This window comes from Pseudomonas jinjuensis (assembly GCF_900103845.1).
GTDB classification, from domain to species: domain Bacteria; phylum Pseudomonadota; class Gammaproteobacteria; order Pseudomonadales; family Pseudomonadaceae; genus Pseudomonas; species Pseudomonas jinjuensis.
On the sequence record NZ_FNIJ01000016.1, the window covers coordinates 58949 to 84288 of the forward strand.

A 25340-nucleotide genomic window follows, 5' to 3' on the forward strand; every position below is an offset into this window, starting at 1 on the left:
ATCTCGACGCGCGAAAACAGGGGCCAATGGGCTGCAGGGAGACGATGGGTATCGCTGCGCTCAACCCATCCTACGCCCCACGCTCCTAGAGCGCTTTAACTTCGATGATGTCGACTTCGAAGGCCAGGCTCTTGCCGGCCAGCGGGTGGTTGAAGTCGATGGTGACGTGCTGGTCGTCGAACGCCTTGACGATGCCGGGCAGCTCGGTTTTGGCGGCGTCGTTGAAGATCACCAGCAGGCCCTCGGCGAGCTCCATGTCCTGGAACTGCTCGCGCGGCATCACCTGCACGTTGGCCGGGTTCGGCTGGCCGAAGCCCTGCTCCGGCTCGATCTGCAGGGTGCGCTTGTCGCCGGCCTTGAGACCGAACAGCGCCTGCTCGAAGCCCGGCAGCAGGTTGCCGTCGCCGACCCTGAAGGTGGCCGGCTGCTTGTCGAGGGTGCTGTCGACGACGCTGCCGTCTTCCAGCTTGAGGGTGAAGTGCAGGGTGACTTCCGTATCCGCGCCGATGCGCTGCATGTTTTCAGAAGACTCAGCCATGGGCGGTCTCTCCGGATTTTTTCGATTTGAACATGTCCAGCGCCAGCATGATGGCACCGACGGTGATGGCGCTGTCGGCCAGGTTGAACGCCGGGAAGTACCAGCGGTTCTGCCAGTGCACCAGGATGAAGTCGACCACGTGGCCGAGCACGATGCGGTCGTACAGGTTGCCCAGCGCCCCGCCCAGGACCAGGGCGAGGGCGATGGCCAGCCAGGTTTCGCTGGCCTTCAGACGCTTCAGCCAGACTACCAGCACGACGCTGACGACGATGGCGATCAGGGCGAACAGCCAGCGCTGCCAGCCCGAGCCGTCCGCCAGGAAGCTGAACGCCGCGCCAGTGTTGTAGGCCAGCGTCCAGCTGAACAGATCGGGGATCACCACGATCTGCTGGTACAGCGTCAGCTCGCTCTGGAAGAACGCCTTGCTGGCCTGGTCGAGGACGAACACCAGCACGGTGAGCCACAACCAGGCCAGGCGGCCAAGACGACCGGCGTCAGGCATAGTGACGAACCTCGCCAGCGCCTTCGATGTTTTCCACGCAACGACCGCACAGCTCCGGATGCGCAGCATTGCTGCCGACATCGGCGCGGTGGTGCCAGCAGCGGCCGCACTTGGCATCGGCGGTCTTCACCACCTTCAGCTTGAGCCCCGGCAGCTCGCTGTCAACCGCTTCGGCCGGCGCTTCGGCCAGCGGTGCGACCCTGGCGCTGGAGGTGATCAGCACGAAGCGCAGCTCGTTGCCCAGCTTGTTCAGGCGTGCGGACAGGGAATCGTCGGCGAACAGGGTGACTTCGGCCTGCAGGTTGCCGCCGATGGCCTTGGCGGCGCGCTGGTTCTCCAGCTCCTTGTTGACCGCGGCCTTGGCCGCCATCACGTCGTCCCAGTAGGCGCGATCCAGCTCGGCGTCAGCCGGCAGTTCGGAAAGGCCGTCGTACCAGGTGCTCAGCATCACCGACTCGGCGCGCTCGCCCGGCAGGTACTTCCAGATTTCCTCGGCGGTGAACGCCAGGATCGGCGCGATCCAGCGCACCAGCGCCTCGGCGATGTGGAACAGCGCAGTCTGGCAGGAACGGCGGGCGACGCTGTCGGCCTGGGTGGTGTACTGGCGGTCCTTGATGATGTCGAGGTAGAAGCCGCCCAGCTCCTGCACGCAGAAGTTGTGCACGCGGGAGTAGACGTTCCAGAAGCGGTAGTCGCGGTAGGCTTCTTCCAGCTCGCGCTGCAGCTGCAGGGCGCGGTCGATGGCCCAGCGGTCCAGGGCCAGCAGCTGGTCGTTCGGCAGCAGGTCCTTCGCCGGGTCGAAGCCGCTCAGGTTGGAGAGCAGGAAGCGCGCGGTGTTGCGGATGCGGCGGTAGGCATCGGCGCTGCGCTGCAGGATGGTCTGGGAAACGGCCATCTCGCCGGAGTAGTCGGTGGCGGCGACCCACAGGCGCAGGATGTCGGCGCCGAGGCTGTCGGTGACCTGCTGCGGGGCGATCACGTTGCCGAGCGACTTGGACATCTTGCGGCCGGACTCGTCCACGGTGAAGCCGTGGGTCAGCAGCTGGCGGTACGGCGCGTGGCCGTCGATGGCGCAGCCGGTCAGCAGCGAGGAGTGGAACCAGCCGCGGTGCTGGTCGGAGCCTTCCAGGTAGAGGTCGGCGGCCGGGCCGCTGGCGTGGCCCAGTTCGGCGTGGGAGCCGCGCAGCACGTGCCAGTGGGTGGTGCCGGAGTCGAACCAGACGTCCAGGGTGTCGCTGATCTTGTCGTACTGCGCGGCCTCGTCACCGAGCAGCTCGGCGGCGTCCAGCTTGAACCAGGCTTCGATGCCTTCCTTCTCGACGCGCTGGGCGACGGCTTCCATCAGCTCGACGGTGCGCGGGTGCAGATCGCCGCTTTCCCTGTTCAGGAAGAACGGGATCGGTACGCCCCAGTTGCGCTGGCGCGAGATGCACCAGTCCGGACGGCCGGCGATCATGCCGTGCAGGCGCGCCTGGCCCCAGGCCGGGACGAAATCGGTCTGCTCGATGGCGGAGACGGCGCGCTCGCGCAGGGTGGCGCCCTGCTCCGGCTGCTTGTCCATGCCGACGAACCACTGCGCGGTGGCGCGGTAGATCAGCGGGGTCTTGTGCCGCCAGCAGTGCATGTAGCTGTGGTTGACCGACTCGTGGGCGAGCAGGCAGCCGACTTCTTCCAGCTTGGCGACGATGTTCGGGTTGGCCTTCCAGATGAACTGGCCGCCGAAGAACGGCAGCGACTCGACGTACACCCCGTTGCTCTGCACCGGAGTGAGGATCTCGTCGTTGTGCATGCCGTAGCGCTTGCAGGTGTGGAAGTCGTCCTCACCGTAGGCCGGGGCCGAGTGGACCACACCGGTACCGGCGTCCAGCGCCACGTAGTCGGCCAGGTACACCGGCGAGAAGCGCTCGTAGAACGGATGGCGGAAGCGGATGTGCTCCAGCGCCTCACCCTTGGCGGTGGCGACCACCTGGCCTTCCAGCTTGTAGCGGGCCAGGCAGGACTCGGCCAGGGCCTCGGCGACCAGCAGCAGCTTGTCGCCCACGTCGACCAGCACGTAGTCGATTTCCGGATGGACGTTCAGCGCCTGGTTGGCCGGGATGGTCCAGGGGGTGGTGGTCCAGATGACGATGTAGGCGGTCTTCGCCAGGCCCGGCAGGCCGAAGGCGGCGGCCAGCTTGTCGGCGTCCTCGATGGGGAAACCGACGTCGATGGTCGGCGACTTCTTGTCGGCGTACTCGACTTCCGCCTCGGCCAGCGCCGAGCCGCAGTCGAAGCACCAGTTCACCGGCTTCAGGCCCTTGAACACGAAGCCCTGCTTGACCATTTCGGCCAGGGCGCGGATCTCGCCGGCCTCGTTGGCGAACTCCATGGTCTTGTACGGGTTGTCCCATTCGCCGAGCACGCCCAGGCGGATGAAGTCGGCCTTCTGCCCTTCGATCTGCTCGGCCGCGTATTCACGGCACAGCTCGCGGGTCTTGTCCGCCGGCAGGTTCTTGCCGTGGGTGGTCTCGACCTTGTGCTCGATCGGCAGGCCGTGGCAGTCCCAGCCCGGCACGTAGGGGGCGTCGTAGCCGGCCAGGGTCTTGGAACGGACGATGATGTCCTTGAGAATCTTGTTGACCGCGTGACCGATGTGAATGCTGCCGTTGGCGTAGGGCGGGCCGTCGTGCAGGATGAATTTCGGGCGACCTTCGCCAATCTTCCGCAGCTTCTGGTACAGGCCGATGTCGTTCCAGAATTTCAGGGTTTCCGGCTCGCGCTGCGGCAGGCCGGCTTTCATCGGGAAGTCGGTTTCGGGAAGGTTCAGCGTCGGTTTGTAGTCGGTCATCTCAGGGCCTGTTCAGGATCTCTTCAATCAAGCGGTTGGCCCAGCCAGTAGGCCCGGGCGGCGGCGATGTCCGCGAGGATCGCCGCCTTCAGCTCCTCGAGGGAAGCGAAGCGCTGCTCATCACGCAGCTTGTGGTGGAAGGTCACATCCAGGTGGCGGCCATACAGGTCGCCGGAAAACTCCAGCAGATGCACTTCCAGGTGGGGGCGGCCGTCGCCTTTCACCGACGGTCGCGTGCCGATATTGGCGACGCCGGGGCAGCGCTGGCCATCGACCAGGGTGCTGACCAGGAATACGCCATTCAGCGGCGCCTTGCGGCGCTTCAATTGGATGTTCGCGGTGGGCGAACCGAGCGTGCGGCCCAGCTTCTGCCCGTGCAGCACGCGGCCGCTCAGACTGAAGGGGCGTCCGAGCAGGCGCCCGGCGGTATGCAGGTCGCCCTCGGCCAGCACTTCGCGGATGCGCGAACTGCTCACCCGGATGCCGTCGATCTCCACCGTGGTGGCGGCTTCGACGCTGAAACCCTGGGCCTCGCCGGCGACGGCGAGGAAGGCGAAGTCGCCGGAACGGTCGCAGCCGAAGCGGAAATCGTCGCCGACCTCCAGATGCTGCACCTTCAGCCCGTCCACCAGCACCTGGCGGACGAACTCGTCGGCGGACAGCTCACGCAGCCGGCGGTTGAACGGCAGGCAGAGGACGAAGTCGACGCCCTGCTCGCGCAGCAGTTCGAGCTTCTCGCGCAGGCGGGTCAGGCGCACCGGCGCGGCGTCCGGGGCGAAGAACTCGCGCGGCTGCGGCTCGAAGATCACCACGCAGCTCGGCACGCCGAGCTCCAGCGAGCGCTCGTGCAGACGCCCCAGGATCGCCTGGTGGCCAAGATGGACGCCGTCGAAATTGCCGATGGTGGCGACGCAGCCCCCGGAGAAGGGCCGCAGGTTATGTAAGCCTCGAAGCAGCTGCATGGTGCGCGTATTGCTCAGAAAGTGGTCGATTATACCTGTACCCGCCGTCCTGCGACAGGCTCAAACCCCGACCGCGACGGCGGATCAGGATATCGAGCGCCGTGAAAAGTCGCGGATGCGGAAGCCCAGCAGCGCCAGCATGCCGAAGTAGGCGATCACCCCGGCCATCACCAGCAGCCCCAGGCGCGTCAGCCTGATCGGCATCTCGCCCTGGTCCCAGGCCGGCATGTAATGCATCAGCGCCAGCAGCACCGCGGCCATCACCAGCACGGCGGCGACCAGCTTGGCGAGGAACTTCAGCCAGCCCGGCTGCGGCTCGAACAGGCGCTTGCTGCGCAGCTGCCAGTACAGCAGCCCGGCGTTCAGGCAGGCGGCAAGGCTGATGGCGAGGGCCAGGCCGACGTGCTTGAGCGGGCCGATGAAGGCGATGTTCATCAACTGGGTCGAAGCCAGGGTGAACAGCGCGATCTTCACCGGCGTCCTGATGTTCTGCCGCGCGTAGAAGCCCGGCGCCAGCACCTTCACCAGGATGATGCCGAGCAGGCCGACGGCGTAGGCGATCAGCGCGCGCTGGGTCATCAGCGCGTCATGGGCGCCGAACTTGCCGTACTGGAACAGGGAAACCGTCAGCGGCTCGGAAATCAGCGCCAGCGCCAGCGAACAGGGCAGCGCCAGCATGAAGCACAGGCGCAGCCCCCAGTCCATCAGGCGCGAATACTCGTGGCGATCGTCGCTGGCGTAGGTCTTGGCCAGCGACGGCAGCAGGATGGTGCCCAGCGCCACGCCGAGCACGCCGGACGGCAGCTCCATCAGGCGGTCGGCGTAGTACATCCAGGACACCGAGCCGGCGACCAGGAAGGAGGCGAAGATGGTGTTGATGATCAGCGAGATCTGGCTCACCGAGACCCCGAGGATCGCCGGCCCCATCTGCTTCAGCACGCGCCAGACGCCGGTGTCGCGCAGGTTCAGGCGCGGCAGCACGAGCATGCCGATCTTCTTCAGGTGCGGCAGCTGGTAGAGCAGCTGCGCCAGGCCGCCGACCAGCACCGCCCAGCCCAGCGCCATTACCGGCGGGTCGAAGTACGGGGTGAGGAACAGCGAGAACACGATCATGCTGACGTTCAGCAGGGTCGGCACGAAGGCCGGCACCGAGAAGCGATTCCAGGTATTGAGGATCGCCCCGGCCAGCGAGGCCAGCGAGATCAGCAGGATGTAGGGGAAGGTCACCCGCAGCAGGTCGGCGGTGAGGTCGAACTTCTCCGGCGTGTCGGCGAAGCCCGGCGCGGTCACCCAGATCACCCAGGGCGCGGCGAGGATGCCCAGCGCGGTGACCACGGCGAGGACCAGGGTCAGCAGGCCGGAAACGTAGGCGATGAAGGTGCGCGTGGCCTCCTCGCCCTGCTGGGTCTTGTACTCCGCCAGGATCGGCACGAACGCCTGGGAAAAGGCGCCCTCGGCGAAGATGCGGCGCAGCAGGTTGGGCAGCTTGAAGGCCACGAAGAAGGCGTCGGTGGCCATGCCCGCGCCGAACATGCGCGCCACGATGGTGTCCCGGACGAAGCCGAGCACACGCGAAATCATGGTCATGGAACTGACCGCAGCCAGTGACTTGAGTAGATTCATACCGTCCGTACGTCCGCTTCCTGTGGGCGCCGCCGCCCGGACGCGCGCCTCGCCGCCATGCCCGGCGGCAAACGAAAGCCGTGGAGTTTAGGGCTGCGGCGCGAATAAATCATCCTGTCGCAGGCCGCGGCGCCGCTCGTCGGCGGGCGCGTATACGCTTGACAAGCCCCCCATGCGACGGCATCATTCGCGGCCTTAATTTATTCGCTACATCCCAAGTTTTTCTCGAGGAGCTCGACGGTGGCCAACACACCTTCCGCCAAAAAACGCGCCAAACAGGCTGAGAAGCGTCGCAGCCACAACGCCAGCCTGCGTTCCATGGTTCGCACCTACATCAAGAACGTAGTCAAGGCTGTCGATGCCAAAGACCTGCCGAAAGCCCAGGCCGCCCTGGTTGCTGCCGTACCGGTCATCGATCGCATGGCTGACAAAGGCATCATCCACAAGAACAAGGCCGCTCGTCACAAGAGCCGCCTGAACGCCCACGTGAAGGCCCTGGCCACCGCATAAGCGTTCCGTTCTTGAAAAACCGGCCCCAGGGCCGGTTTTTTATTGCCCGCGAAACACGCTCTTCGTAGGAGCGAGCTTGCTCGCGAATGGTGCCTTCCGTCAGTCGAAAGGTGTCCGGAGGCTTTTTTCGCGAGCAAGCTCGCTCCTACAGAAAAGCTTCCAGAAGGCTTATTTCACCGGCCACGGCATAATCGGAATGGCCGTCACCGCATTCTGCGGACTGCCCTCGATCACCCGGTCGCTGTAGACCAGATAGACCAGCGAATTGCGCTTCTCGTCGAAGAAGCGCACCACCTGCATGGTCTTGAACACCAGCGAGGTGCGCTGCTGGAACACTTCCTCGCCATCCTTCAGCTCGCGCTTGAAGCGGATCGGCCCGATCTGGCGACAGGCGATGGAAGCCTCGGCGCGATCCTCGGCCAGGCCCAACCCGCCCTTCACGCCGCCGGTCTTGGCCCGCGACAGGTAGCAGGTCACGCCTTCCACCTGCGGATCATCGAAAGCCTCGACGACTATCTTGTCGTTCGGCCCGACCCACTTGAACACAGTGGAAACCTCGCCGATCTCCTCCGCCCCGGCCAGCGCCGGAAGCAGCAGCAACGCCCCGACCAGTCCCTTGAATGCACGCATCGCCGCCCTCCCCTACACCAAAACCAGATTGTCGCGATGCACCAGCTCGGGCCCGTCGACATAGCCGAGCAGACTGGCGATGGCGTCGGTCGGCTGACCGATGATCTTCTGCGCCTCGGCCGCGCTGTAGTTGGCCAGGCCGCGGGCGACCTCGCGCCCCTGCAGGTCGACGCAGACCACCATCTCGCCGCGGCGGAAGCTGCCCTGCAGCGCCTTCACACCCACCGGCAGCAGGCTCTTGTGAGACTGCACCAGCGCCTTGACCGCGCCATCGTCCAGCACCAGGGTGCCGCGCATCTGCAGGTGACCGGCCAGCCACTGCTTGCGCGCGGCCTTGCGGCTCCGCTCGGGGGTCAGCAGGGTGCCGAGGCGCTCGCCGGCGCGCAGACGGTCGAGCACGCGCTCGATGCGTCCGCCCACGATCACCGTGTGCGCACCGGAACGCGCCGCCAGCCGCGCCGCGCGCAGCTTGGTCTGCATGCCGCCGCGACCGAGCGCACCGGCGCTGCCGCCAGCCACTTCGTCCAGCTGCGGGTCGTCGGCACGGGCTTCGTAGATCAGCTGGGCATCGGGATTGTTGCGCGGGTCGGCGTCGAACATGCCATCGCGATCGGTGAGGATCACCAGCAGGTCCGCCTCCACCAGGTTGGCGACCAGCGCCGCCAGGGTATCGTTGTCGCCGAAGCGGATCTCGTCGGTGACCACGGTGTCGTTCTCGTTGATCACCGGGATCACGCCGAGATCGACCAGGGTGCGCAGGGTATTGCGGGCGTTCAGGTAGCGCTTGCGGTCGGAGAGGTCGTCATGGGTCAGCAGCACCTGGGCGGTCTGCAGGCCGTGGGTCGCGAAGCTGGACTCCCACGCCTGCACCAGCCCCATCTGCCCGACCGCCGCGGCAGCCTGCAGCTCGTGCATGTCGCCCGGCCGGGAAACCCAGCCCAGGCGGCTCATGCCCGCCGCCACCGCGCCGGAGGACACCAGCACCAGCTCGACGCCGGCGCAGTGCAGGGCGACCATCTGCTCGACCCATACCGCCATCGCATCGCGATCCAGCCCCCGGCCGTCGGCCGTGAGCAGGGCGCTGCCGATCTTCACCACCCAGCGCCGCGCGCCGGTCACTTTCTCACGCATACATCAACCTTACGAAGTCAGCTGTTGCATCGGACCGGCGCCCGCAGCGCCGATCAGGGTACGTAGAAGATTTCCGGCCCGTCGCCGTCGTCCTCGTCGTCGAAATCATCGTCGTCGTCGAGGTCGTCGGCACTCTTCAGACCGGCACGGCGCAACGCGCGCGCGTCATCCAGGGCCTGCAGGCGCGCCCGCGCCTCATCCTCGATGCGCTGATCCAGCTCGGCCAGCGCCTCGGCATATGCCGGGTCCTCTTCCATGCGCAGCGCACGCTCGTCCAGGTACTTCATGATGTCCTGGCTGAGCGCCTCGGTGCCTTCGCGCTCCAGGGCGGAGATCACGTAGACCGGGCCTTCCCAGCCCAGGCGCTCGATCACCGCCCGCTTGCGCCGCTCGCACTCTTCCGGCTCGAGGATCTGGTCCATCTTGTTCAGCACCAGCCAGCGGTCGCGATCGGCCAGCGCCGGGCTGAACTTGCCCAGCTCGTTGACGATGGTTTCCGCCGCATCGGCCGGATCGCTCTCGTCCAGCGGCGCCATGTCCACGAGGTGCAGCAGCAGGCGGGTGCGCGCCAGGTGCTTGAGGAAGCGGATGCCGAGGCCGGCGCCTTCCGAGGCCCCCTCGATCAGACCGGGAATGTCCGCGACCACGAAGCTCTTGAAGCGGCCGACGCTGACCACGCCAAGGTTCGGCACCAGGGTGGTGAAGGGATAGTCCGCCACCTTCGGCTTGGCCGCCGAGACCGCGCGGATGAAGGTGCTCTTGCCGGCATTCGGCAGGCCGAGCAGGCCGACGTCGGCCAGCACCTTCAGCTCCAGCTTGAGGTCGCGCGCCTCGCCCGGCTTGCCCGGGGTGGTCTGGCGCGGCGCACGGTTGGTGCTGGACTTGAAGCGGGTGTTGCCGAGACCGTGCCAGCCGCCCTGGGCGACCATCAGGCGCTGCCCCGGCCGGGTCAGGTCACCGATGATTTCCTGGGTAGCGGCATCGATAATCGTGGTTCCGACCGGCACCGGCAGGACCAGGTCATCGCCCTTGGCGCCGGTGCAGTCCTTGCTGCCGCCGTTCTGGCCGCGCTGCGCATCGAAGCGGCGGGTATAGCGATAGTCCACCAGGGTGTTCAGGTTCTCGTCGGCCTCGAGGAATATCGAGCCGCCGTCGCCACCGTCACCGCCGTTGGGGCCACCTTTTTCGATGAACTTCTCGCGGCGAAAGCTCATGAGGCCATTGCCGCCGTCACCGGCTTTCACGTGAATGGATACTTCATCGACGAATTTCATGGGAACGCCTCCCGCCGCACGGCGGGTTGAATAAGAAAAGGAGCATAGGATACAGGCAAGGCCGCGCAAACGCAGTTCTCTGCGGCCCGCCGAATAAACGCCAGAAACAAAAAAGCCCTGTCGCGAGACAGGGCTTCTTCGGTGAACGCTCGCTTAGGCAGCGACGACGCTTACATAGCGACGGCCAAAGGCGCCTTTCACTTCGAACTTGATCACGCCGTCGATCTTGGCGAACAGGGTGTGATCCTTGCCCATGCCAACGCCGTAGCCAGCGTGGAACTGGGTGCCGCGCTGACGCACGATGATGTTGCCTGCTTTAACAGCCTGGCTGCCGAACAGTTTCACGCCAAGGCGTTTACTTTCGGAATCGCGGCCGTTGCGGGTACTACCGCCAGCTTTCTTGTGTGCCATGAGTCAAATCCTCCAAAAAAGGAATTAGGCCTGGATGCCGGTGATCTTGATTTCAGTGAACCACTGGCGGTGGCCCTGACGCTTCATGTGGTGCTTACGACGGCGGAACTTGATGATGCTCACTTTGTCGTGACGGCCGTGGGATACCACTTCAGCGGTCACTTTCGCACCTTCTACCACCGGCAGGCCGATCTTGACGTCGTCGCCATTGGCAACCAGCAGAACGCGGTCGAAGTCGATGGCTTCGCCGGTCGCTACGTCGAGCTTCTCGACCTTGAGGAATTCGCCTTCGGTGACTTTGTGCTGCTTGCCACCGGTAACAATAACTGCGTACATCTGGATGTCTCCGTTAGACCTGCTCACCCGACGCTTTATAGGAAGAGGAATCGGTCGGCATGGCTGCTCGGGGCCGGAAGCGGACGCCCTTGCAATTGCGTAAGGCAGGATGTGCCATGGAAGTTCGGGGCCGCGATTGTACGGAAAGCGCCGGCCCGAGGCAAGGCCCCGCGGGGCTTTCCTTGACAGCCCACCCCCTGCCACCTAGCATGCCGCGCAATCTAAGAGGAGCGCTGTCCTTGATGCAACCCCAGGCTTTCTATCGCGTGGTCGCGGACGATTTCACCGCCGTCGACGGCATCATCCGCCAACAACTCTCTTCCCGCGTCCCCCTGGTGGAAAAGATCGGCGACTACATCATCTCCGCCGGCGGCAAGCGCCTGCGCCCCCTGCTGGTGCTGCTCTCCGGCAAGGCTCTTGGCTACTCCAACGACGACCTGCGCCTGCTCGCCGCGATCATCGAATTCCTGCACACCTCCACCCTGCTGCATGACGACGTGGTCGACGCCTCCGGCCTGCGCCGCGGCCGCGCCACCGCCAATGCCCAGTGGGGCAATGCGCCGAGCGTGCTGGTCGGCGACTTCCTCTATGCACGTTCCTTCGAAATGATGGTGGCGCTGGGCTCCATGCCGGTCATGCAGATCATCTCCCAGGCCACCCGGGTGATCGCCGAGGGCGAAGTGCTGCAGCTGACCAAGATCCGCGACGCCAGCACCACCGAAGAAACCTATATGGAAGTCATCCGCGGCAAGACCGCGATGCTCTTCGAAGCCTCCACCCACGGCGCCGCGGTTCTGGCCCATGCCTCCGCGGAACAGGCCGAAGCGCTGCGCCAGTTCGGTGACGCGCTGGGCATCGCCTTCCAGCTGGTCGACGACCTGCTCGACTACCGCGGCGACGCCGCCAGCATGGGCAAGAACGTCGGCGACGACCTCGCCGAAGGCAAGCCGACCCTGCCGCTGATCGTCACCATGCGCGACGGCACGCCGGAACAGGCCACCCTGGTGCGCAAGGCCATCCAGCAGGGCGGCAGCCAGGACCTGGAAGGCATCCGCGCCGCGGTGGAAGCGGCCGGCGCCCTGGACTACACCGCCCGCCTGGCGCGCGAGTATTCCGCCCGCGCCATCGACTGCCTGAAGGTGCTGCCGGACAACGAGTACCGCGCCGCACTGATCGAACTCTGCGAGTTCGCCGTGGCCCGTACCCACTGATCCCGGCCTCGCGCCATACGACGCCCGCCCGGCCCTGCCGCGGCGGGCGTCGTACTTTTCGGGGCGGTGACTTCTGGCAGGTGGCTGCAATTTTTTTCAGGAAAGGTGCAATCAAGGCTTGCTATTAAGATAATAAGAATTATTCTCATTAAAGCCTTGTCACGGAGAATGCACCATGACCTACATGATCGATGCCTGGCTGGACCGCCCCCACCCCTATCTGCGCATCCTCAACCGCTCCACCGGCGAAGTCTGCGCCGTGCTGGAGGAAGACGCCCTGGACGAACTGCGCGAACAGGGCGGGCTGGACATGGCCGAACTCGGCACCAGCGAGCCGCAGGTGCTGAAGGAGCTGGTACGCAGCCTGTTCCTGTTCTGCTATGCGCGGGCGCTGCGCTGAAGCGGGATTGCCGGCGGGTTGTAGCCGCCCTGCGCTGTCGCGGGCATGGCCCGCTCCTGCTCGCGAACAAAATGCGCTGAGATTCCAAGACAGTTGCGCCTACGCGGTTTCGCTGGAATGTCCGGATAGGGTGCATAACGCGCCAGCGTTATCCACCATCCCATCGGCACGGCCTTTCGGCGCATGAAGCGTTCCGCTTCATGCGCCCTACACCAGCGGTTGGCCACGGCGCGAACTTTTTGCCCGCGAACCGCAGCAGCGCGCATGAACGCCATGAACGACAAGGGGGCGCGAACGCCCCCTTGCCGGCTAGCGGGAAATCAGAGGATTTCCAGCAGCTCGACGTCGAACACCAGCACGCTGTGCGGCGGGATGCTGCCGACGGACTGGCCGCCGTAGGCCAGTTCGCTCGGCACGTGCAGGCGCCATTTGCTGCCGGTGTTCATCAGCTGCAGGGCCTCGATCCAGCCGGCGATCACGCCGCCAACCGGGAATTCGGCCGGCTCGCCGCGCTGGTAGGAGCTGTCGAACACGGTGCCGTCGATCAGGGTGCCGTGGTAGTGGGTGCGCACGGTGTCCTCGCGGGACGGCTTGGCGCCCTCGCCCGCCACCAGCACTTCGTACTGCAGGCCGGACGGCAGGGTGGTCACGCCTTCGCGCTTGGCGTTGTCGGCCAGGTAGGCCTTGCCGGCGCCGGCGGCCGCTTCGGCCTTGGCCTGGGCTTCGGCCTGCATGCGCTGGCGCAATACCTGGAAGCTGGCGGACAGCGCGTCGGCAGCGACACGGCTTTCAGCACCGGCGAAGGCATCGGCGAGGCCTGCCAGGACGGCATCCAGGCTCATGCCCGGCACGGGATTGGCGCGCAGTTGATCGCCCAGCTGGCGGCCGATGCCATAGCTGACACGGGCTTCGTCGGTGGAAAGGTTGAGTTCGCTCATGGCGGGGCTCCGCAGGGTGAAAAGGGCGGCCAGCCTAGCATAGAAGGCCGCCTGCTCTTCAACCCGCGCCCCCTCAGTGCAGCGGAATCGGCATCCCCTGGTCCGCCTCGGTACTTTCCATGCCGCACATCTCGTCATGCACCACCGCATGCACCAGATGGAAAGGCAGGGTCGGCAGGCCGGAGAGCAGCTGGCGGGCATGCTCCACCGAGCGGATGGTCAGGATATGCCCGACCCGGTCCTGGATCGGGTGGTAACGCTGGCCGATGCGCGCTTCCAGCACGTAGATGTCGCCTTCCATGGAAACCAGGCGCAACTCGTCTACATCTCCCGCCCGGGAGCGGCTGGTCAACTCGTTGAGATTCATGGGCGCACCTCCGCAGTCTTCGCTGAAAGTCTCGTACAGCAGGCGCAGGGTGCAAGGCCGCCCGTCCGTTTTGCGGCGGGCGGGCGGCGCGGGTACTGGCGGGATCAGTGGTCGTGGCGGGTCAGCTTGTCCAGGTAACCCATGGCGAACGCCGACAGCACGAAGGTGAGGTGGATGATCACGTACCACATCAGCTTGTTGTCCGGGACGTTCTTCGCATCCATGAAGATGCGCAGCAGATGGATCGAGGAGATCGCCACGATGGAGGCCGCCACCTTGTTCTTCAGCGAACCGGCGTCCATCTTGCCCAGCCAGTTGAGCTTGTCCTTGCTCTCGTCGATGTCCAGCTGCGACACGAAGTTCTCGTAGCCGGAGAACATCACCATCACCAGCAGGCCGCCCACCAGCGCCATGTCGATCAGCGAGAGGATGACCAGCACCAGGTCCGCCTCGGCGATGCTGAAGACGCTGGGCAGCACATGGACGATTTCCTGGAAGAACTTGAGGGTCAGCGCCAGCAGGGCCAGCGACAGACCGATGTAGATGGGCGCCAGCAGCCAGCGCGCGGCGTACAGGCCATTTTCGATGAAGCGTTCCATAGCACTCGCAAGGTTGGTCGAAAGTCCGCGAGTATATCCGAACAGGTGCTGCGAGTTATCCAGCGAAACTGTGGATAAATATGTGAACGATGGCAGGATGGATGCCTGTCACCGAGGCGTCATGCGGCCTGCAGCGGGTTGGGCAAAGTCTGTGCAGGGCCGGATCAGGGTTCCGGATGGAACTGGTAGTCGCCGATATTACGCACGCGCTCGCCATTCAACCGTCGCAGTTCCGCCTGCAGGTGGAGCTGCCAGATCTGCGGGTCGTCCGCAACGATGTAACCCTGCTGGGCCAGGCAATCGGCGATCGCCTCGAGCACCCCTTCCGCCACGAAAGGCCCGGGAAACGGGCCCTGCGCCTTGATCGCAGTGGGTTGCGCACCCGCCATCCCGGCGGCGCAGAGCAGTGTCCAGAGTCCCTTCTCTCCGGCCAGCGGCCTGATCTCGCATTCGATTCGCGTGGTCAGCCCCAGGCAGGGGCGGATAAGGCAGAGGTTACGCGGCATGGCGGCACCCTCGCGGTTGGCTGATTTGAGCCTACACCCAGCCTAGCACGTGAGAAAGCGCCGAACTTGTCCAGCCGTTCTGTGGATAACCCTGTGGAGAGGATTTGGAGAAGCGCAGCGGAACAGCGCCGCTGCGCGGTTCCGGGGCGCTGCTCGGCGACTGCCCAGCCACGCCCCGGAGAGGCCGGTCAGTCAGCGTCCTTCTTCTTGCGCGCGCGTTCCTTTTCCACCGGCGCCCTGGATTTGGCGACCTTGGCCGCCAGCTCCTTCAGCGGCTTGTCCTTGTCCTCGTCTTCCACGTCCATCTCGGCGATTTCCCGCAGGCGCTCGACGACCCGCGCATTCACGCTGCCGGCCGGGAAGTTGCCCTTCTCGTCCGGCTCTCCGGCCGGCTGGCCGACCAGCAGGCTCAGCGCCTCGTCGACCTGGCGCACGGCGTAGACGTGGAACAGGCCGTTGCGCACCGCCTGCAGCACGCGCTCGTCGAGCATCAGGGTGGTGATGTTGGCGTGCGGGATGATCACTCCCTGCTCGCCGGTCAGGCCGCGCGCCTCGCAGAGGCGGAAGAAGCCCTCGATCTTCTCGTTGACCCCGCCGACCGCCTGCACTTCGCCGAACTGGTTGATCGAGCCGGTGATGGCGAAGCACTGCCGCAGCGGCGTGCGCGACAGCGCCGAGATCAGCGTGCAGACCTCGCCCAGCGAGGCGCTGTCGCCATCGACGTAGCCGTAGGACTGCTCCAGGGCGATGCTGGCGGAAATCTCCAGGGGGAATTCCTGGGCGTAGCGGCTGCCGAGGTAGCCGGTGAGGATCATCACGCCCTTGGAGTGGATCGGCTGGCCGAGGTTGACCTCGCGCTCGATGTCGACGATGCCGCTGCTGCCCGGGTAGACCGTGGCGGAAATCCGCGCCGGCACGCCGAAGGCGGTATCGCCCACTTCCAGCACCGTCAGGCCGTTGCACTTGCCCACCGCGGCGCCTTCGGTATCGATCAGGATGATCCCCGCCAGCATGTCGTCCAGCACCCGCGCGGAAACGCGGCCGGTGCGGGTTTCCTTGGCCTTCAGGGCGCGTTCGATATGGCCGAGGTCGGTGACCTCCTCGTTGGCCAGCTGGCGGATGAAATCGGCCTCGCTGACCAGTTGGAACAGGTCGCTGATCCGCGCCGACAGCCGCCCCTGGTGCTCGGCCAGGCGCGCGCTGTAGGTCGCCAGGCGCGCCACCGCGGCGGACGTCAGCGGCGCCAGGCCCTCTTCCGAGGTGCGCGTCTTCAGCAGCTGGGAGAACTGCTCCAGGGTGTCGTCGCCCAGCGGGATGTCTTCGTCGAAGTCCACCAGCACGCGGAACATTTCCTGGAAGTCCGGATCGAGGTCCTGCAGCGTGTAGTAGATCTGCCGCGAGCCGATGATGATCACCTTCAGCTGCAGCGGGATCACCTGCGGCGTCAGGGTCATGGCGGCCAGGCGGCCCAGTTCGGCCAGCGGCGATTCCATCTTCAGCTGGCGCGACTGCAGGGCGCGCTTGAGCGCATCCCAGACGAAGGGCTCGCCGAGCAGCTTCTCCGCCTCCAGCACCAGGAAGCCGCCGTTGGCGCGGTGCAGCGCGCCCGGGCGCAGCTGGCGGTAGCTGGTGTACAGCGCGCCCTGGTCGGAGGAGTACTCGATGCGGCCGAACAGGTTGTCGTAGGTCGGGTGCGACTCGAACACCACCGGCGCGCCACTGGTGGTGTGGTGGCCGATCACCTGGTTCGGCGCGTACTGTTCCACCAGCATCAGCTTGCGCTGCGGGTCGGCGCGGCCCTCGTCGCCCAGCTGGTCGACGACGGTCTTCAGCAGGTTGAGCTGCATCGCCTGCAGATAGGCGCAGATCCCGGAGTTGTTGTTGTACTTCTCCACCAGCGGCGCCAGCAGCGGCTGCAGCGCCAGGGCGATGGTTTCCTCGTTGAGCTGGCGCAGCTGGTTGCTCGACTCGCGCTTCCATTGCGGCAGGCCGACGAGTTCCTCGTTCAGCTGTTCCTCGAGGTCGGCGATGTCGGCGTGGAAGCGCTCGCGCTCGGCTTCCGGCAACTGCGCGAACTCGGCCTCGTCGAGGGCCTTGCCGTCCTTCATCGGGGTGAAGGCGATGTTCGCGCTGTCGCGGTACAGCGCCACCTCCTTCTCCAGGGCGCGGCGCTCGATGGCGTCCAGGGCCTTGTCATAGCGCTGGTTGAAGGCGCGGTCGATGGCGCTCTTCTTCTGCTGGTAGGCCGGGCTCTCGAACACCGAGGGGAAGGTCGACAGCAGGTTGTCGATCAGTTGGTCGATATCCTCGCCGAAATCCGCGGCGTTGCCCGGCGGCAGCTCGATGGCCCGGGGCTCGCGCGATTCATCGAAATTGTTGACGTAGACCCAGTCGGCCGGAGTGGCCAGGCGCTTGCCCTCGGCCTTCAGGTAGCGCTGGACGAAGGAGAAGCGGCCGGTGCCCGGCTCGCCCATGACGAAGACGTTGTAGCCCGGACGCGGCATGGCCACGCCGAACTGCAGGGCCTGCACCGCGCGCTCCTGGCCGAGCACGCCGCGGAAGGGCTCCAGCTCGTCGGTGGTGGCGAAGGGAAACTGCTCGGGCGAGAAGGGGCGGGTCAGTTCATCGGGCGCCAGGCGCAGGCCGGCGGCAATGGATTCGGGCATCGGGAGTCCTTGCATCGAGCGGCGCGACGCCGCGGAGAGTTGTCCGCATTCTCGCGCTGCCCGAATGCCACTGGCAAGGCGCTCCGCCGATGTCCGGGGTCAGTGCTGCAGATCGGCGCAGCGCAGGCAGTATTCCGCCGCCGGCAGGGCTTCCAGGCGCCTGCTTTCGATCGCTTCGCCACAGCGTTCGCAGTAGCCGTAGTTGCCCTCGGCCAGGCGCAGGCGGGCCAGCCCGACCTGGCGCATGCCCGCCTCCGCCTCGGCCAGCAGGGCGCGCAATACGTCGTCGTTCTGTCGTTGCTGGGCCTGTTCGGCGAAGTCCGGGGAATGGGTTCGCCCGAGATCCCGGCGGATCGCTTCCGCGCGCTTGGAATACTCGGCAGCCAGCGCATCCAGCGCGGCACGGGGATCGAATGCGGACATGAAAGCCCTCCACGAAAAGGGAACTGTTCTGCAGTGTGGCTGGTTCCAGGCGAGTCGCTGCTGATGTCGATCAAACGGCCGGACCTCGTGCGGCAGACGGCTTTCCTGCGGGGGCCTGACCGGCAGCGCGCCTTGACACCCTCAAGGCATTCCGAAAAGCTCTGGCAGGCGCTGCCTGCTGTCAGCAGTTAATTATGATCCCGAACCGGAAAAAGAGAGATACGACGATGAAAAGGATTCTGCTCGGAACCCTCCTGGCCACGGCCTCGCTCAGCGCCCTCGCCGATGCGCCCGGCAGCGACGGCTGCGGCTGGGGCAACCTGCTGTTCAAGGGACAGCGCGGCGTCGCCACCCACGTGCTGGCCGCCACCACCAACGGCAGTTCCGGCAACAACACCTTCGGCATGACCACCGGCACCAACGGCTGCCGCACCAACGGCGCGCTGACCTATGGCGGCAAGTCGATGGTCGTCCTCGGCAGCATCATGGACGAACTCTCCGAAGACATGGCCAAGGGCGACGGCGAAGCCCTCACCACCTACGCCGTGGTACTCGGCGTGCAGCCGGAGGACCGCGCCCACTTCGCCGAGGTCGCCCATGAGCACTTCGCGCAGATCTTCGACCGGGCCGACGTCACCGCCGCCGACGTCTACGCCAACACCCAGCAGATCCTGAAGCAGGACGCCCGCCTGGCCAAGTACGCCGAGCAGGCCTGATCCAGCGAACAGCAACAGCCCGCCTTCCGGCGGGCTTTCTCTTTCCATCCGGCTCCGGTCCCGAATGCTCAAACGCCTGATGCCCTGGCTGGCGCTGTGCGCCTGCGCCACCTCCATCGCCGCCCCCGAGATCAGCGCCGAACGCGCCCGGGAGCTGGCCGCCCAGCCTTACTGGATCGCTCTCGGCCACTACCAGCCGGCCCGGCTCGGCGGCTGGACCAGCTTCGTCGACGATCCGGACTTCTTCCTCGCGCCCGATGGCGCCGAGCATCCGCAGGCCGAACTGGCCGCCACGCTGAAGGCGCTCTACGCGCCGCCCGGCCTCGGCGACAGGCACGCCCAGTGCGTCTACCCGGCGCGCACCCGCTGGCTGCGCGACCAGTTGCAGCTCGACGACCTGCCGCAGGTCGAGTGTCCGGAATTCCAGGCCTGGTACCGCGACATCAACCCGCACAGCGCGGTGCTGGTGTTCCCCGCCGCGTACCTGAACAGCCCGTCGTCGATGTTCGGCCACACCCTGCTGCGCATCGACCAGGCCGACGTCGACTCGAACAACACCGCCCTGCTCAGCTACGCACTGAACTTCGGCGCCTTCATCGAGGGCATGGACAACAGCATCCTCTACGCCTGGAAGGGCCTGATGGGCGGCTATCCCGGCCTCTTCGCGCTGGTGCCCTACCGCGAGAAGCTCTCCGAATACAGCCGGCTGGAGAACCGCGACCTGTGGGAATACCGGCTGAACCTGACGCCCGAGGAAACCGGGCGCATGGTCGAGCACGTCTGGGAGCTCAAGCAGATCCGCTTCAAGTACTACTTCTTCGACGAGAACTGCTCGTTCCGCCTGCTCGAACTGCTGGAGATCGCCCGCCCCGGCGTCGAGCTGACCGACGACTTCCCGATCACCGCGATCCCCACCGACACCGTGCGCGCGGTGAAGAACGCCGGGATGATCGAGCAGATCGACTACCGCCCCTCCCGCGAGCGCGAACTGCTGGCCCGCGGCGCCCCGCTGGACCACGCCGAGAAACGCCTGGCCCGCGACCTGGCCGACGACGACAGCCTGCTCGACGGCGGCGAATTCCGCCGCCTGCCCACCGCCCGCCAGGCGCTGGTGCAGGACACCGCCTTCCGCCTGGTGCGCTACCGCGCCACCGGCCAGGAGCGCGACAGCACCATCGCCTCGCGCAGCTACAACCTGCTGCGGGCGATCAACCGCAACCCACCGCCGCCGCTGCACATCGAGCGCCCCGGCCAGCCGGAAGACGGCCACCAGTCGCGCACCTGGCAGCTCGGCCTCGGCAGCCGCGACGACCGGGCCTTCGCCGAATACGGCCTGCGCATGGCCTACCACGACCTCGACGACAACGCCTACGGCTTCCCGCTCGGCGCGCAGATCGAGATCGGCCAGCTCAAGCTGCGCCAGTACGAGGAAAACCGCTGGCAGCTGCAGCAGCTCGACCTGGTCACCATCCGCTCGCTGACGCCGCGCAACGAGCTGCTGCAGCCGCTGTCCTGGCGCGTCGCCGGCGGCTGGGAGCGGGTGCTCGGCAAGGACAGCGACGACGGCCACGACACCCTCGCCGGCCACCTCGACGGCGGCGCCGGCGGCAGCTGGAAGCTGGGCGACGACCTGCAGCTCTACGCCCTCGGCACCGGGCGCCTGGAGAACAACCAGGACTTCGCCGCCACCGTCGCCCCGGCGCTCGGTTTCGATTCCGGCCTGCTCTGGCGCAACGGTCTCGGCAACCTGACCCTGGAAGCCAGGGGCGACTACTTCCACAACGGCGAGGTGCGCCGCAGCCTCGCCTTCGCCCAGCAGGTCGAACTCGGCCGCAACCTCGGCCTGCGCCTGTCGGCGCAGCGGGAGTTCAGCCACCTCGCAGGTCCCGTCAACGAAGTCATGCTGCAACTGCGCTGGTACCATTACTGAGCCCCTCCTCCAAGCCCGCCGCAACGGCGGGCAGGAAGCACGACATGTCCGGCCCGACCATTCTCGAAGCCCCCGGCGGCAAACCGATCAAGCTCTGGACCCGGGGCGTCCCGGTGGAAGACGAAGCCCGCCAGCAACTGCTCAATACGGCGAAGATGCCGTTCATCTTCAAGCACCTGGCGGTGATGCCCGACGTCCACCTGGGCAAGGGCTCGACCATCGGCAGCGTGATCCCCACGCTCGGCGCCATCATCCCGGCGGCGGTCGGCGTCGACATCGGCTGCGGCATGATCGCCGCGCGCACCTCGCTGAACGCCCGCGACCTGCCGGACAACCTGCACGGCCTGCGCAGCGCCATCGAGAAGGCCGTGCCCCACGGCAAGACCTTCGGCCGCCACGACCAGGGTGCCTGGAGCGACGTGCCGCAGGCCGCCGATGACGCCTGGAAGACCCTGGCCGGGCGCTTCCGGGCGATCACCGCGAAGTATCCGCAGCTGGAGAGGACCAACAACCGCCAGCACCTCGGCACCCTCGGCACCGGCAACCACTTCATCGAGGTCTGCCTGGACGAGGCCGACCGCGTCTGGTTCATGCTGCACAGCGGCTCGCGCGGGGTGGGCAACGCCATCGGCTGCCTGTTCATCGAACTGGCCCAGGCCGACATGCGCCAGCACATGGCCAACCTGCCGGACCGCGACCTGGCCTACTTCGAGGAAGGCAGCCGGCATTTCGCCGACTACGTGGAAGCGGTCGGCTGGGCCCAGGACTTCGCCCGGCAGAACCGCGCGCTGATGATGCAGACGGTGATCCGGGCCGCACGCAGGGCCATCGGCAAGCCGTTCGAGGCCAGCCTGGAGGCGGTCAACTGCCACCACAACTACGTGCAGAAGGAACGCCACTTCGGCCGCGAGGTGCTGGTCACGCGCAAGGGCGCGGTGTCGGCGCAGAAGGGCGAGCTGGGCATCATCCCCGGCTCCATGGGGGCGAAGAGCTTCATCGTCCGCGGACTCGGCAACGAGGAGGCGTTCTGCTCCTGCAGCCATGGCGCCGGCCGGGTGATGAGCCGCACCCAGGCGAAGAAGCGCTTCAGCGTGGAAGACCAGGCCCGCGCCACCGCCCACGTCGAATGCCGCAAGGACAAGGACGTGATCGACGAGATTCCCATGGCCTACAAGGACATCGACCGCGTGATGCAGGCGCAGAGCGACCTGGTCGAGGTGGTGCATACGCTGCGCCAGGTGGTGTGCGTGAAGGGCTGACAAGCCCCCTGTCGAGCGGAGACTCCGGACCTGCAGGAGCGAGCTTGCTCGCGAACGCCCGGCTCGAACCGCGTGCCGATCGCCCAAATGAAAAACGGGCCGCAATCCTGCGACTGCGGCCCGTTCGGGGATGCTTCGCGAGCAAGCTCGCTCCTACGGGAAGCGAGCCTGCTGCGGGCGGCGGATCAGACCACGCCCTGGGCCAGCATGGCGTCGGCGACCTTGACGAAGCCGGCGATGTTGGCGCCCTTGACGTAGTTGATGCGGCCGTTTTCCTCGCCGTAGTGCACGCAGGCGTGGTGGATGTTCTGCATGATGCCGTGCAGACGCTGGTCCACTTCACCGGCGGTCCAGTGCAGGCGCATGGCGTTCTGGCTCATTTCCAGGCCGCTGGTGGCCACGCCGCCGGCGTTGGAGGCCTTGCCCGGGGCGTAGTGGATGCCCGCCTCGATGAACAGGTCCACCGCTTCCAGGGTCGACGGCATGTTGGCGCCTTCGGCGACGCAGATGCAGCCGTTCTTCAGCAGGGTGCGCGCGTCTTCGGCGTCCAGTTCGTTCTGGGTGGCGCACGGCAGGGCGATGTCGCACGGCAGGTGCCACGGACGCTGGCCGGCACGGAATTCCAGGCCGAAGTGGGCGGCCATCTCGCTGATGCGGCCGCGACGGACGTTCTTCAGGTCCATCAGGTATTCCCACTGCTCGGCGGTCAGGCCACCCTCGGCGTACAGGGTGCCTTCGGAGTCGGACAGCGAGATCACCTTGCCGCCCAGTTCCATGACCTTCTGCGCGGCGTACTGCGCCACGTTGCCGGAACCGGAGATGGTCACGCGCTTGCCGTCGAAGTCCTGGCCGCTGCGCTTGAGCATTTCCTGGGCGAAGTACACGCAGCCGTAGCCGGTGGCTTCCGGACGGATCAGGCTGCCGCCGTAGCTCAGGCCCTTGCCGGTCAGCACCGAGGAGAACTCGTTGGCCAGGCGCTTGTACTGGCCGAACAGGTAGCCGATCTCGCGGCCGCCGACGCCGATGTCGCCGGCCGGCACGTCCAGGTCAGCGCCGACGTGGCGGTACAGTTCGCTCATGAACGACTGGCAGAAGCGCATCACTTCGGCGTCGCTCTTGCCCTTCGGATCGAAGTCCGAACCGCCCTTGCCGCCGCCCATGGGCAGCGAGGTCAGCGAGTTCTTGAACACCTGCTCGAAGGCGAGGAACTTCAGCACGCCGAGGTTCACCGACGGGTGGAAGCGCAGGCCGCCCTTGTACGGGCCGATGGCGCTGCTCATCTGCACGCGGAAGCCGCGGTTGACCTGCACGCGGCCCTTGTCGTCGACCCACGGTACCCGGAACAGGATGGCGCGCTCGGGCTCGACGATACGCTCGACGATGCCTGCCTCGATGTAATGCGGGTTGGCTTCGAGGAACGGCCACAGGGTTCGCAGCACCTCTTCCACCGCCTGGTGGAATTCGGGCTGGTCGGGATCGCGCCGCTTCAGGCGCTCGAGGAAGGAGTCGACAGACTGGATCATTGCTTCACCGGTAGTTCTATTTTTTGGATGATGCTTTATAGGGTCGCGAACTGTAGCAATTTGAGCGCGCCCCTCGATAGTGCAATCTGTCGTTTTAATGAAAGTTTTTGGTGCAAAAATGTAAAAGGCGCCGCAGTTATGGCCGAAATGCCCAAAGACAATTGCACCAAATCAGGGCTGGTACGCACCAAAAAAAACGGGACCCGCAGATGCCCGCAGGTCCCGTTTTTATCGAGCCGGCTGTCAGGCCAGCTTCTTGTAGCGCACGCGGTGCGGCTGGGCGGCAGCATCGCCGAGGCGCTTCCTGCGGTCCGCCTCGAACTCGGTGTAGTTGCCTTCGAAGAAGGTCACCTGGCCGTCGTCCTCGTAGGAGAGGATGTGGGTGGCGATCCGGTCGAGGAACCAGCGGTCGTGGGAAATCACGATGGCCGAGCCGGGGAAGTCCAGCAGCGCCTCTTCCAGCGCGCGCAGGGTTTCCACGTCGAGGTCGTTGGACGGTTCGTCGAGCAGCAGCACGTTGCCGCCCTGCTTCAGGGTCAGCGCCAGGTGCAGGCGGCCGCGCTCACCGCCGGAGAGGTCCTTGACGAACTTCTGCTGGTCACCGCCCTTGAAGTTGAAGCGGCCGACATAGCTGCGCGACGGAACTTCGTAGTTGCCGATCCTGATCTGCTCGAAACCGTCGGAGACCTGCTCCCACACGGTCTTGTTGCCTTCCAGGCTGTCGCGGCTCTGGTCGACGCTGGCGATCTGCACGGTTTCGCCGATGTCGATGGTGCCGGAATCCGGCTGCTCCTTGCCCATGAGCATGCGGAACAGGGTCGACTTGCCCGCGCCGTTGCCGCCGATCACGCCGACGATGGCGCCCTTGGGAATGCTCAGCGACAGGTTGTCGATCAGCACGCGATCGCCGTAGCCCTTGCAGACGTTGTGCAGCTCGATGACCTTGTCGCCCAGGCGCGGACCGGCCGGGATGTAGATCTCGTTGGTCTCGCTGCGCTTCTGGAATTCCTGCGATTGCAGCTCCTCGAAGCGTTGCAGACGGGCCTTGGACTTGGCCTGGCGACCCTTGGCGCCCTGGCGCACCCATTCCAGCTCGGCCTTCATGGCCTTGGCGTGGGAGGCTTCCTGCTTGGCTTCCTGGGCCAGGCGGGCGGCCTTGGATTCCAGCCAGCCGGAGTAGTTGCCTTCGAACGGGATGCCGTGGCCACGGTCCAGTTCGAGAATCCAGCCGGCGACGTTGTCGAGGAAGTAGCGGTCGTGGGTGATCGCCACCACGGTGCCGGGGAAGTCGTGGAGGAAGTGCTCCAGCCAGGCCACCGAGTCGGCGTCCAGGTGGTTGGTCGGTTCGTCCAGCAGCAGCATGTCCGGTGCCGACAGCAGCAGGCGGCACAGCGCCACGCGGCGCTTCTCGCCACCGGAGAGGTGCTCGATCTTCGCTTCCCACGGCGGCAGGCGCAGGGCGTCAGCGGCGACTTCCAGCTGGCGCTCAAGGTTGTGGCCGTCGGAGGCGTGGATGATGGCTTCCAGCTTGGCCTGCTCGGCGGCCAGGGCGTCGAAGTCGGCGTCCGGCTCGGCGTAGGCGGCGTAGACCTCGTCCAGGCGCGCCTGGGCAGCCTTGATCTGGCCTACGGCTTCCTCGACCACTTCACGCACGGTGGCCTGCGGGTCGAGCTTGGGCTCCTGCGGCAGGTAGCCGACATTGATGCCCGGCATGGGGCGGGCTTCGCCTTCGATCTCGGTGTCGACGCCGGCCATGATGCGCAGCAGGGTGGATTTACCCGCGCCGTTCAGGCCGAGCACGCCGATCTTGGCGCCGGGGAAGAACGACAGGGAGATGTCCTTGAGGATTTCACGCTTGGGCGGAACGATCTTGCCGACCCTATGCATGGTGTAGACGTATTGAGCCATGGATACCTGACTTCTGGATGAAAAAATGACCTGGAAATTGACGCCGGATTGCTGACGATATCCGGCTTTCGGCGATGTGACCGGCGGCTGCAATTCGCCGCCAGTTGACGCGAGCGCTCTCGCGTGAACAATGCGCGGCGTCTTTCGCCC

24 protein-coding genes are annotated in these 25340 nt (G+C 66.1%); 6 read left to right on the forward strand and 18 right to left on the reverse strand.

The genetic code is table 11. The features are described 5' to 3' along the window. Positions 1-85: 85 nt before the first annotated feature. The 5 genes from fkpB to murJ form a co-directional block, all read right to left on the reverse strand. Positions 86-538 carry an FKBP-type peptidyl-prolyl cis-trans isomerase gene (fkpB, locus tag BLR75_RS20775; RefSeq protein WP_084313553.1) on the reverse strand — a complete coding sequence of 151 codons (453 nt, stop codon included), beginning with the start codon at positions 536-538 and terminating at the stop codon, positions 86-88. Beyond that, positions 531-1040, reverse strand: a complete 510-nt coding sequence (gene lspA / locus BLR75_RS20780; RefSeq protein ID WP_084313551.1) for a signal peptidase II — start codon at positions 1038-1040, stop codon at positions 531-533. The genes fkpB and lspA overlap by 8 nt, the downstream gene beginning before the upstream one ends. After that, the gene (gene ileS / locus BLR75_RS20785) at positions 1033-3867 is read right to left on the reverse strand and encodes an isoleucine--tRNA ligase (RefSeq protein ID WP_084313550.1); all 2835 of its coding nucleotides are present in this window, start codon (positions 3865-3867) and stop codon (positions 1033-1035) included. Before ileS ends, lspA begins: the two co-directional genes overlap by 8 nt. Positions 3868-3890: 23 nt before the next feature. Next, positions 3891-4829 (reverse strand): bifunctional riboflavin kinase/FAD synthetase, encoded by a 939-nt coding sequence (ribF, locus tag BLR75_RS20790; protein ID WP_084313548.1) that lies wholly within the window; start codon positions 4827-4829, stop codon positions 3891-3893. Positions 4830-4913: 84 nt separating this feature from the next. Beyond that, the gene (gene murJ / locus BLR75_RS20795; RefSeq protein ID WP_084313546.1) at positions 4914-6452 is read right to left on the reverse strand and encodes a murein biosynthesis integral membrane protein MurJ; all 1539 of its coding nucleotides are present in this window, start codon (positions 6450-6452) and stop codon (positions 4914-4916) included. Positions 6453-6692: 240 nt separating this feature from the next. On the opposite strand from murJ, the gene rpsT reads away from it, so the two are divergent. Further along, entirely contained in the window at positions 6693-6962 is a 270-nt protein-coding gene (gene rpsT, locus BLR75_RS20800; protein WP_009617555.1) for a 30S ribosomal protein S20, read from the forward strand. A gap of 168 nt (positions 6963-7130) precedes the next feature. On the opposite strand, the gene BLR75_RS20805 is transcribed toward rpsT, so the two are convergent. The 5 genes from BLR75_RS20805 to rplU form a co-directional block, all read right to left on the reverse strand. Beyond that, positions 7131-7592 (reverse strand): CreA family protein, encoded by a 462-nt coding sequence (locus BLR75_RS20805; protein WP_084313544.1) that lies wholly within the window; start codon positions 7590-7592, stop codon positions 7131-7133. 12 nt (positions 7593-7604) lie between these two features. Beyond that, entirely contained in the window at positions 7605-8723 is a 1119-nt protein-coding gene (gene proB / locus BLR75_RS20810; protein ID WP_084313542.1) for a glutamate 5-kinase, read from the reverse strand. Between the two features lie 53 nt (positions 8724-8776). Then, positions 8777-9997, reverse strand: a complete 1221-nt coding sequence (gene cgtA / locus BLR75_RS20815; protein WP_084313540.1) for an Obg family GTPase CgtA — start codon at positions 9995-9997, stop codon at positions 8777-8779. 153 nt (positions 9998-10150) lie between these two features. Next, a complete protein-coding gene (rpmA, locus tag BLR75_RS20820; RefSeq protein ID WP_009617551.1) occupies positions 10151-10408 on the reverse strand; it encodes a 50S ribosomal protein L27 in 258 nt (85 codons plus the stop codon). Positions 10409-10432: 24 nt separating this feature from the next. Next, a complete protein-coding gene (gene rplU, locus BLR75_RS20825) occupies positions 10433-10744 on the reverse strand; it encodes a 50S ribosomal protein L21 (RefSeq protein ID WP_084313538.1) in 312 nt (103 codons plus the stop codon). A 242-nt stretch (positions 10745-10986) separates the two neighbouring features. On the opposite strand from rplU, the gene BLR75_RS20830 reads away from it, so the two are divergent. Both BLR75_RS20830 and BLR75_RS20835 read left to right on the forward strand, forming a co-directional pair. Further along, positions 10987-11955 carry a polyprenyl synthetase family protein gene (locus BLR75_RS20830; RefSeq protein WP_084313536.1) on the forward strand — a complete coding sequence of 323 codons (969 nt, stop codon included), beginning with the start codon at positions 10987-10989 and terminating at the stop codon, positions 11953-11955. 175 nt (positions 11956-12130) lie between these two features. Continuing rightward, a complete protein-coding gene (locus tag BLR75_RS20835) occupies positions 12131-12355 on the forward strand; it encodes a PA4570 family protein (protein WP_084313535.1) in 225 nt (74 codons plus the stop codon). A gap of 320 nt (positions 12356-12675) precedes the next feature. Here BLR75_RS20835 and bamJ read toward each other — a convergent pair whose 3' ends face one another. The 6 genes from bamJ to BLR75_RS20865 all read right to left on the reverse strand — a co-directional run bounded on the left by bamJ (position 12676) and on the right by BLR75_RS20865 (position 17854). Beyond that, positions 12676-13293, reverse strand: a complete 618-nt coding sequence (gene bamJ, locus BLR75_RS20840) for a BamJ family beta-barrel-assembly machinery protein (protein ID WP_084313533.1) — start codon at positions 13291-13293, stop codon at positions 12676-12678. Between the two features lie 73 nt (positions 13294-13366). Beyond that, a complete protein-coding gene (locus BLR75_RS20845; protein WP_084313531.1) occupies positions 13367-13660 on the reverse strand; it encodes a DUF6482 family protein in 294 nt (97 codons plus the stop codon). Positions 13661-13764: 104 nt separating this feature from the next. Then, entirely contained in the window at positions 13765-14259 is a 495-nt protein-coding gene (locus BLR75_RS20850; protein WP_084313529.1) for a TIGR00645 family protein, read from the reverse strand. A 164-nt stretch (positions 14260-14423) separates the two neighbouring features. Then, on the reverse strand, positions 14424-14765 hold the full coding sequence (locus tag BLR75_RS20855) for a PA4575 family protein (protein ID WP_084313527.1): 342 nt from the start codon (positions 14763-14765) through the stop codon (positions 14424-14426). Between the two features lie 188 nt (positions 14766-14953). Further along, positions 14954-17431, reverse strand: a complete 2478-nt coding sequence (locus BLR75_RS20860; RefSeq protein WP_084313525.1) for a Lon protease family protein — start codon at positions 17429-17431, stop codon at positions 14954-14956. Positions 17432-17530: 99 nt separating this feature from the next. Further along, on the reverse strand, positions 17531-17854 hold the full coding sequence (locus BLR75_RS20865; RefSeq protein ID WP_084313523.1) for a TraR/DksA family transcriptional regulator: 324 nt from the start codon (positions 17852-17854) through the stop codon (positions 17531-17533). Positions 17855-18081: 227 nt separating this feature from the next. Between BLR75_RS20865 and BLR75_RS20870 the strand changes: the two genes are divergently transcribed. The 3 genes from BLR75_RS20870 to BLR75_RS20880 all read left to right on the forward strand — a co-directional run bounded on the left by BLR75_RS20870 (position 18082) and on the right by BLR75_RS20880 (position 21759). Continuing rightward, entirely contained in the window at positions 18082-18570 is a 489-nt protein-coding gene (locus BLR75_RS20870) for a DUF3015 domain-containing protein (protein WP_084313521.1), read from the forward strand. Positions 18571-18634: 64 nt separating this feature from the next. Further along, positions 18635-20500, forward strand: coding sequence for an Lnb N-terminal periplasmic domain-containing protein (locus BLR75_RS20875; RefSeq protein WP_084313519.1), 1866 nt, complete (start codon positions 18635-18637; stop codon positions 20498-20500). A 44-nt stretch (positions 20501-20544) separates the two neighbouring features. Next, on the forward strand, positions 20545-21759 hold the full coding sequence (locus BLR75_RS20880; RefSeq protein WP_084313517.1) for an RtcB family protein: 1215 nt from the start codon (positions 20545-20547) through the stop codon (positions 21757-21759). Between the two features lie 185 nt (positions 21760-21944). On the opposite strand, the gene gdhA is transcribed toward BLR75_RS20880, so the two are convergent. Together gdhA and ettA are read right to left on the reverse strand one after the other, a co-directional pair. After that, positions 21945-23282, reverse strand: a complete 1338-nt coding sequence (gdhA, locus tag BLR75_RS20885) for an NADP-specific glutamate dehydrogenase (protein WP_084313515.1) — start codon at positions 23280-23282, stop codon at positions 21945-21947. Positions 23283-23525: 243 nt separating this feature from the next. Beyond that, on the reverse strand, positions 23526-25190 hold the full coding sequence (gene ettA, locus BLR75_RS20890; RefSeq protein WP_084313513.1) for an energy-dependent translational throttle protein EttA: 1665 nt from the start codon (positions 25188-25190) through the stop codon (positions 23526-23528). Positions 25191-25340: the final 150 nt, after the last annotated feature.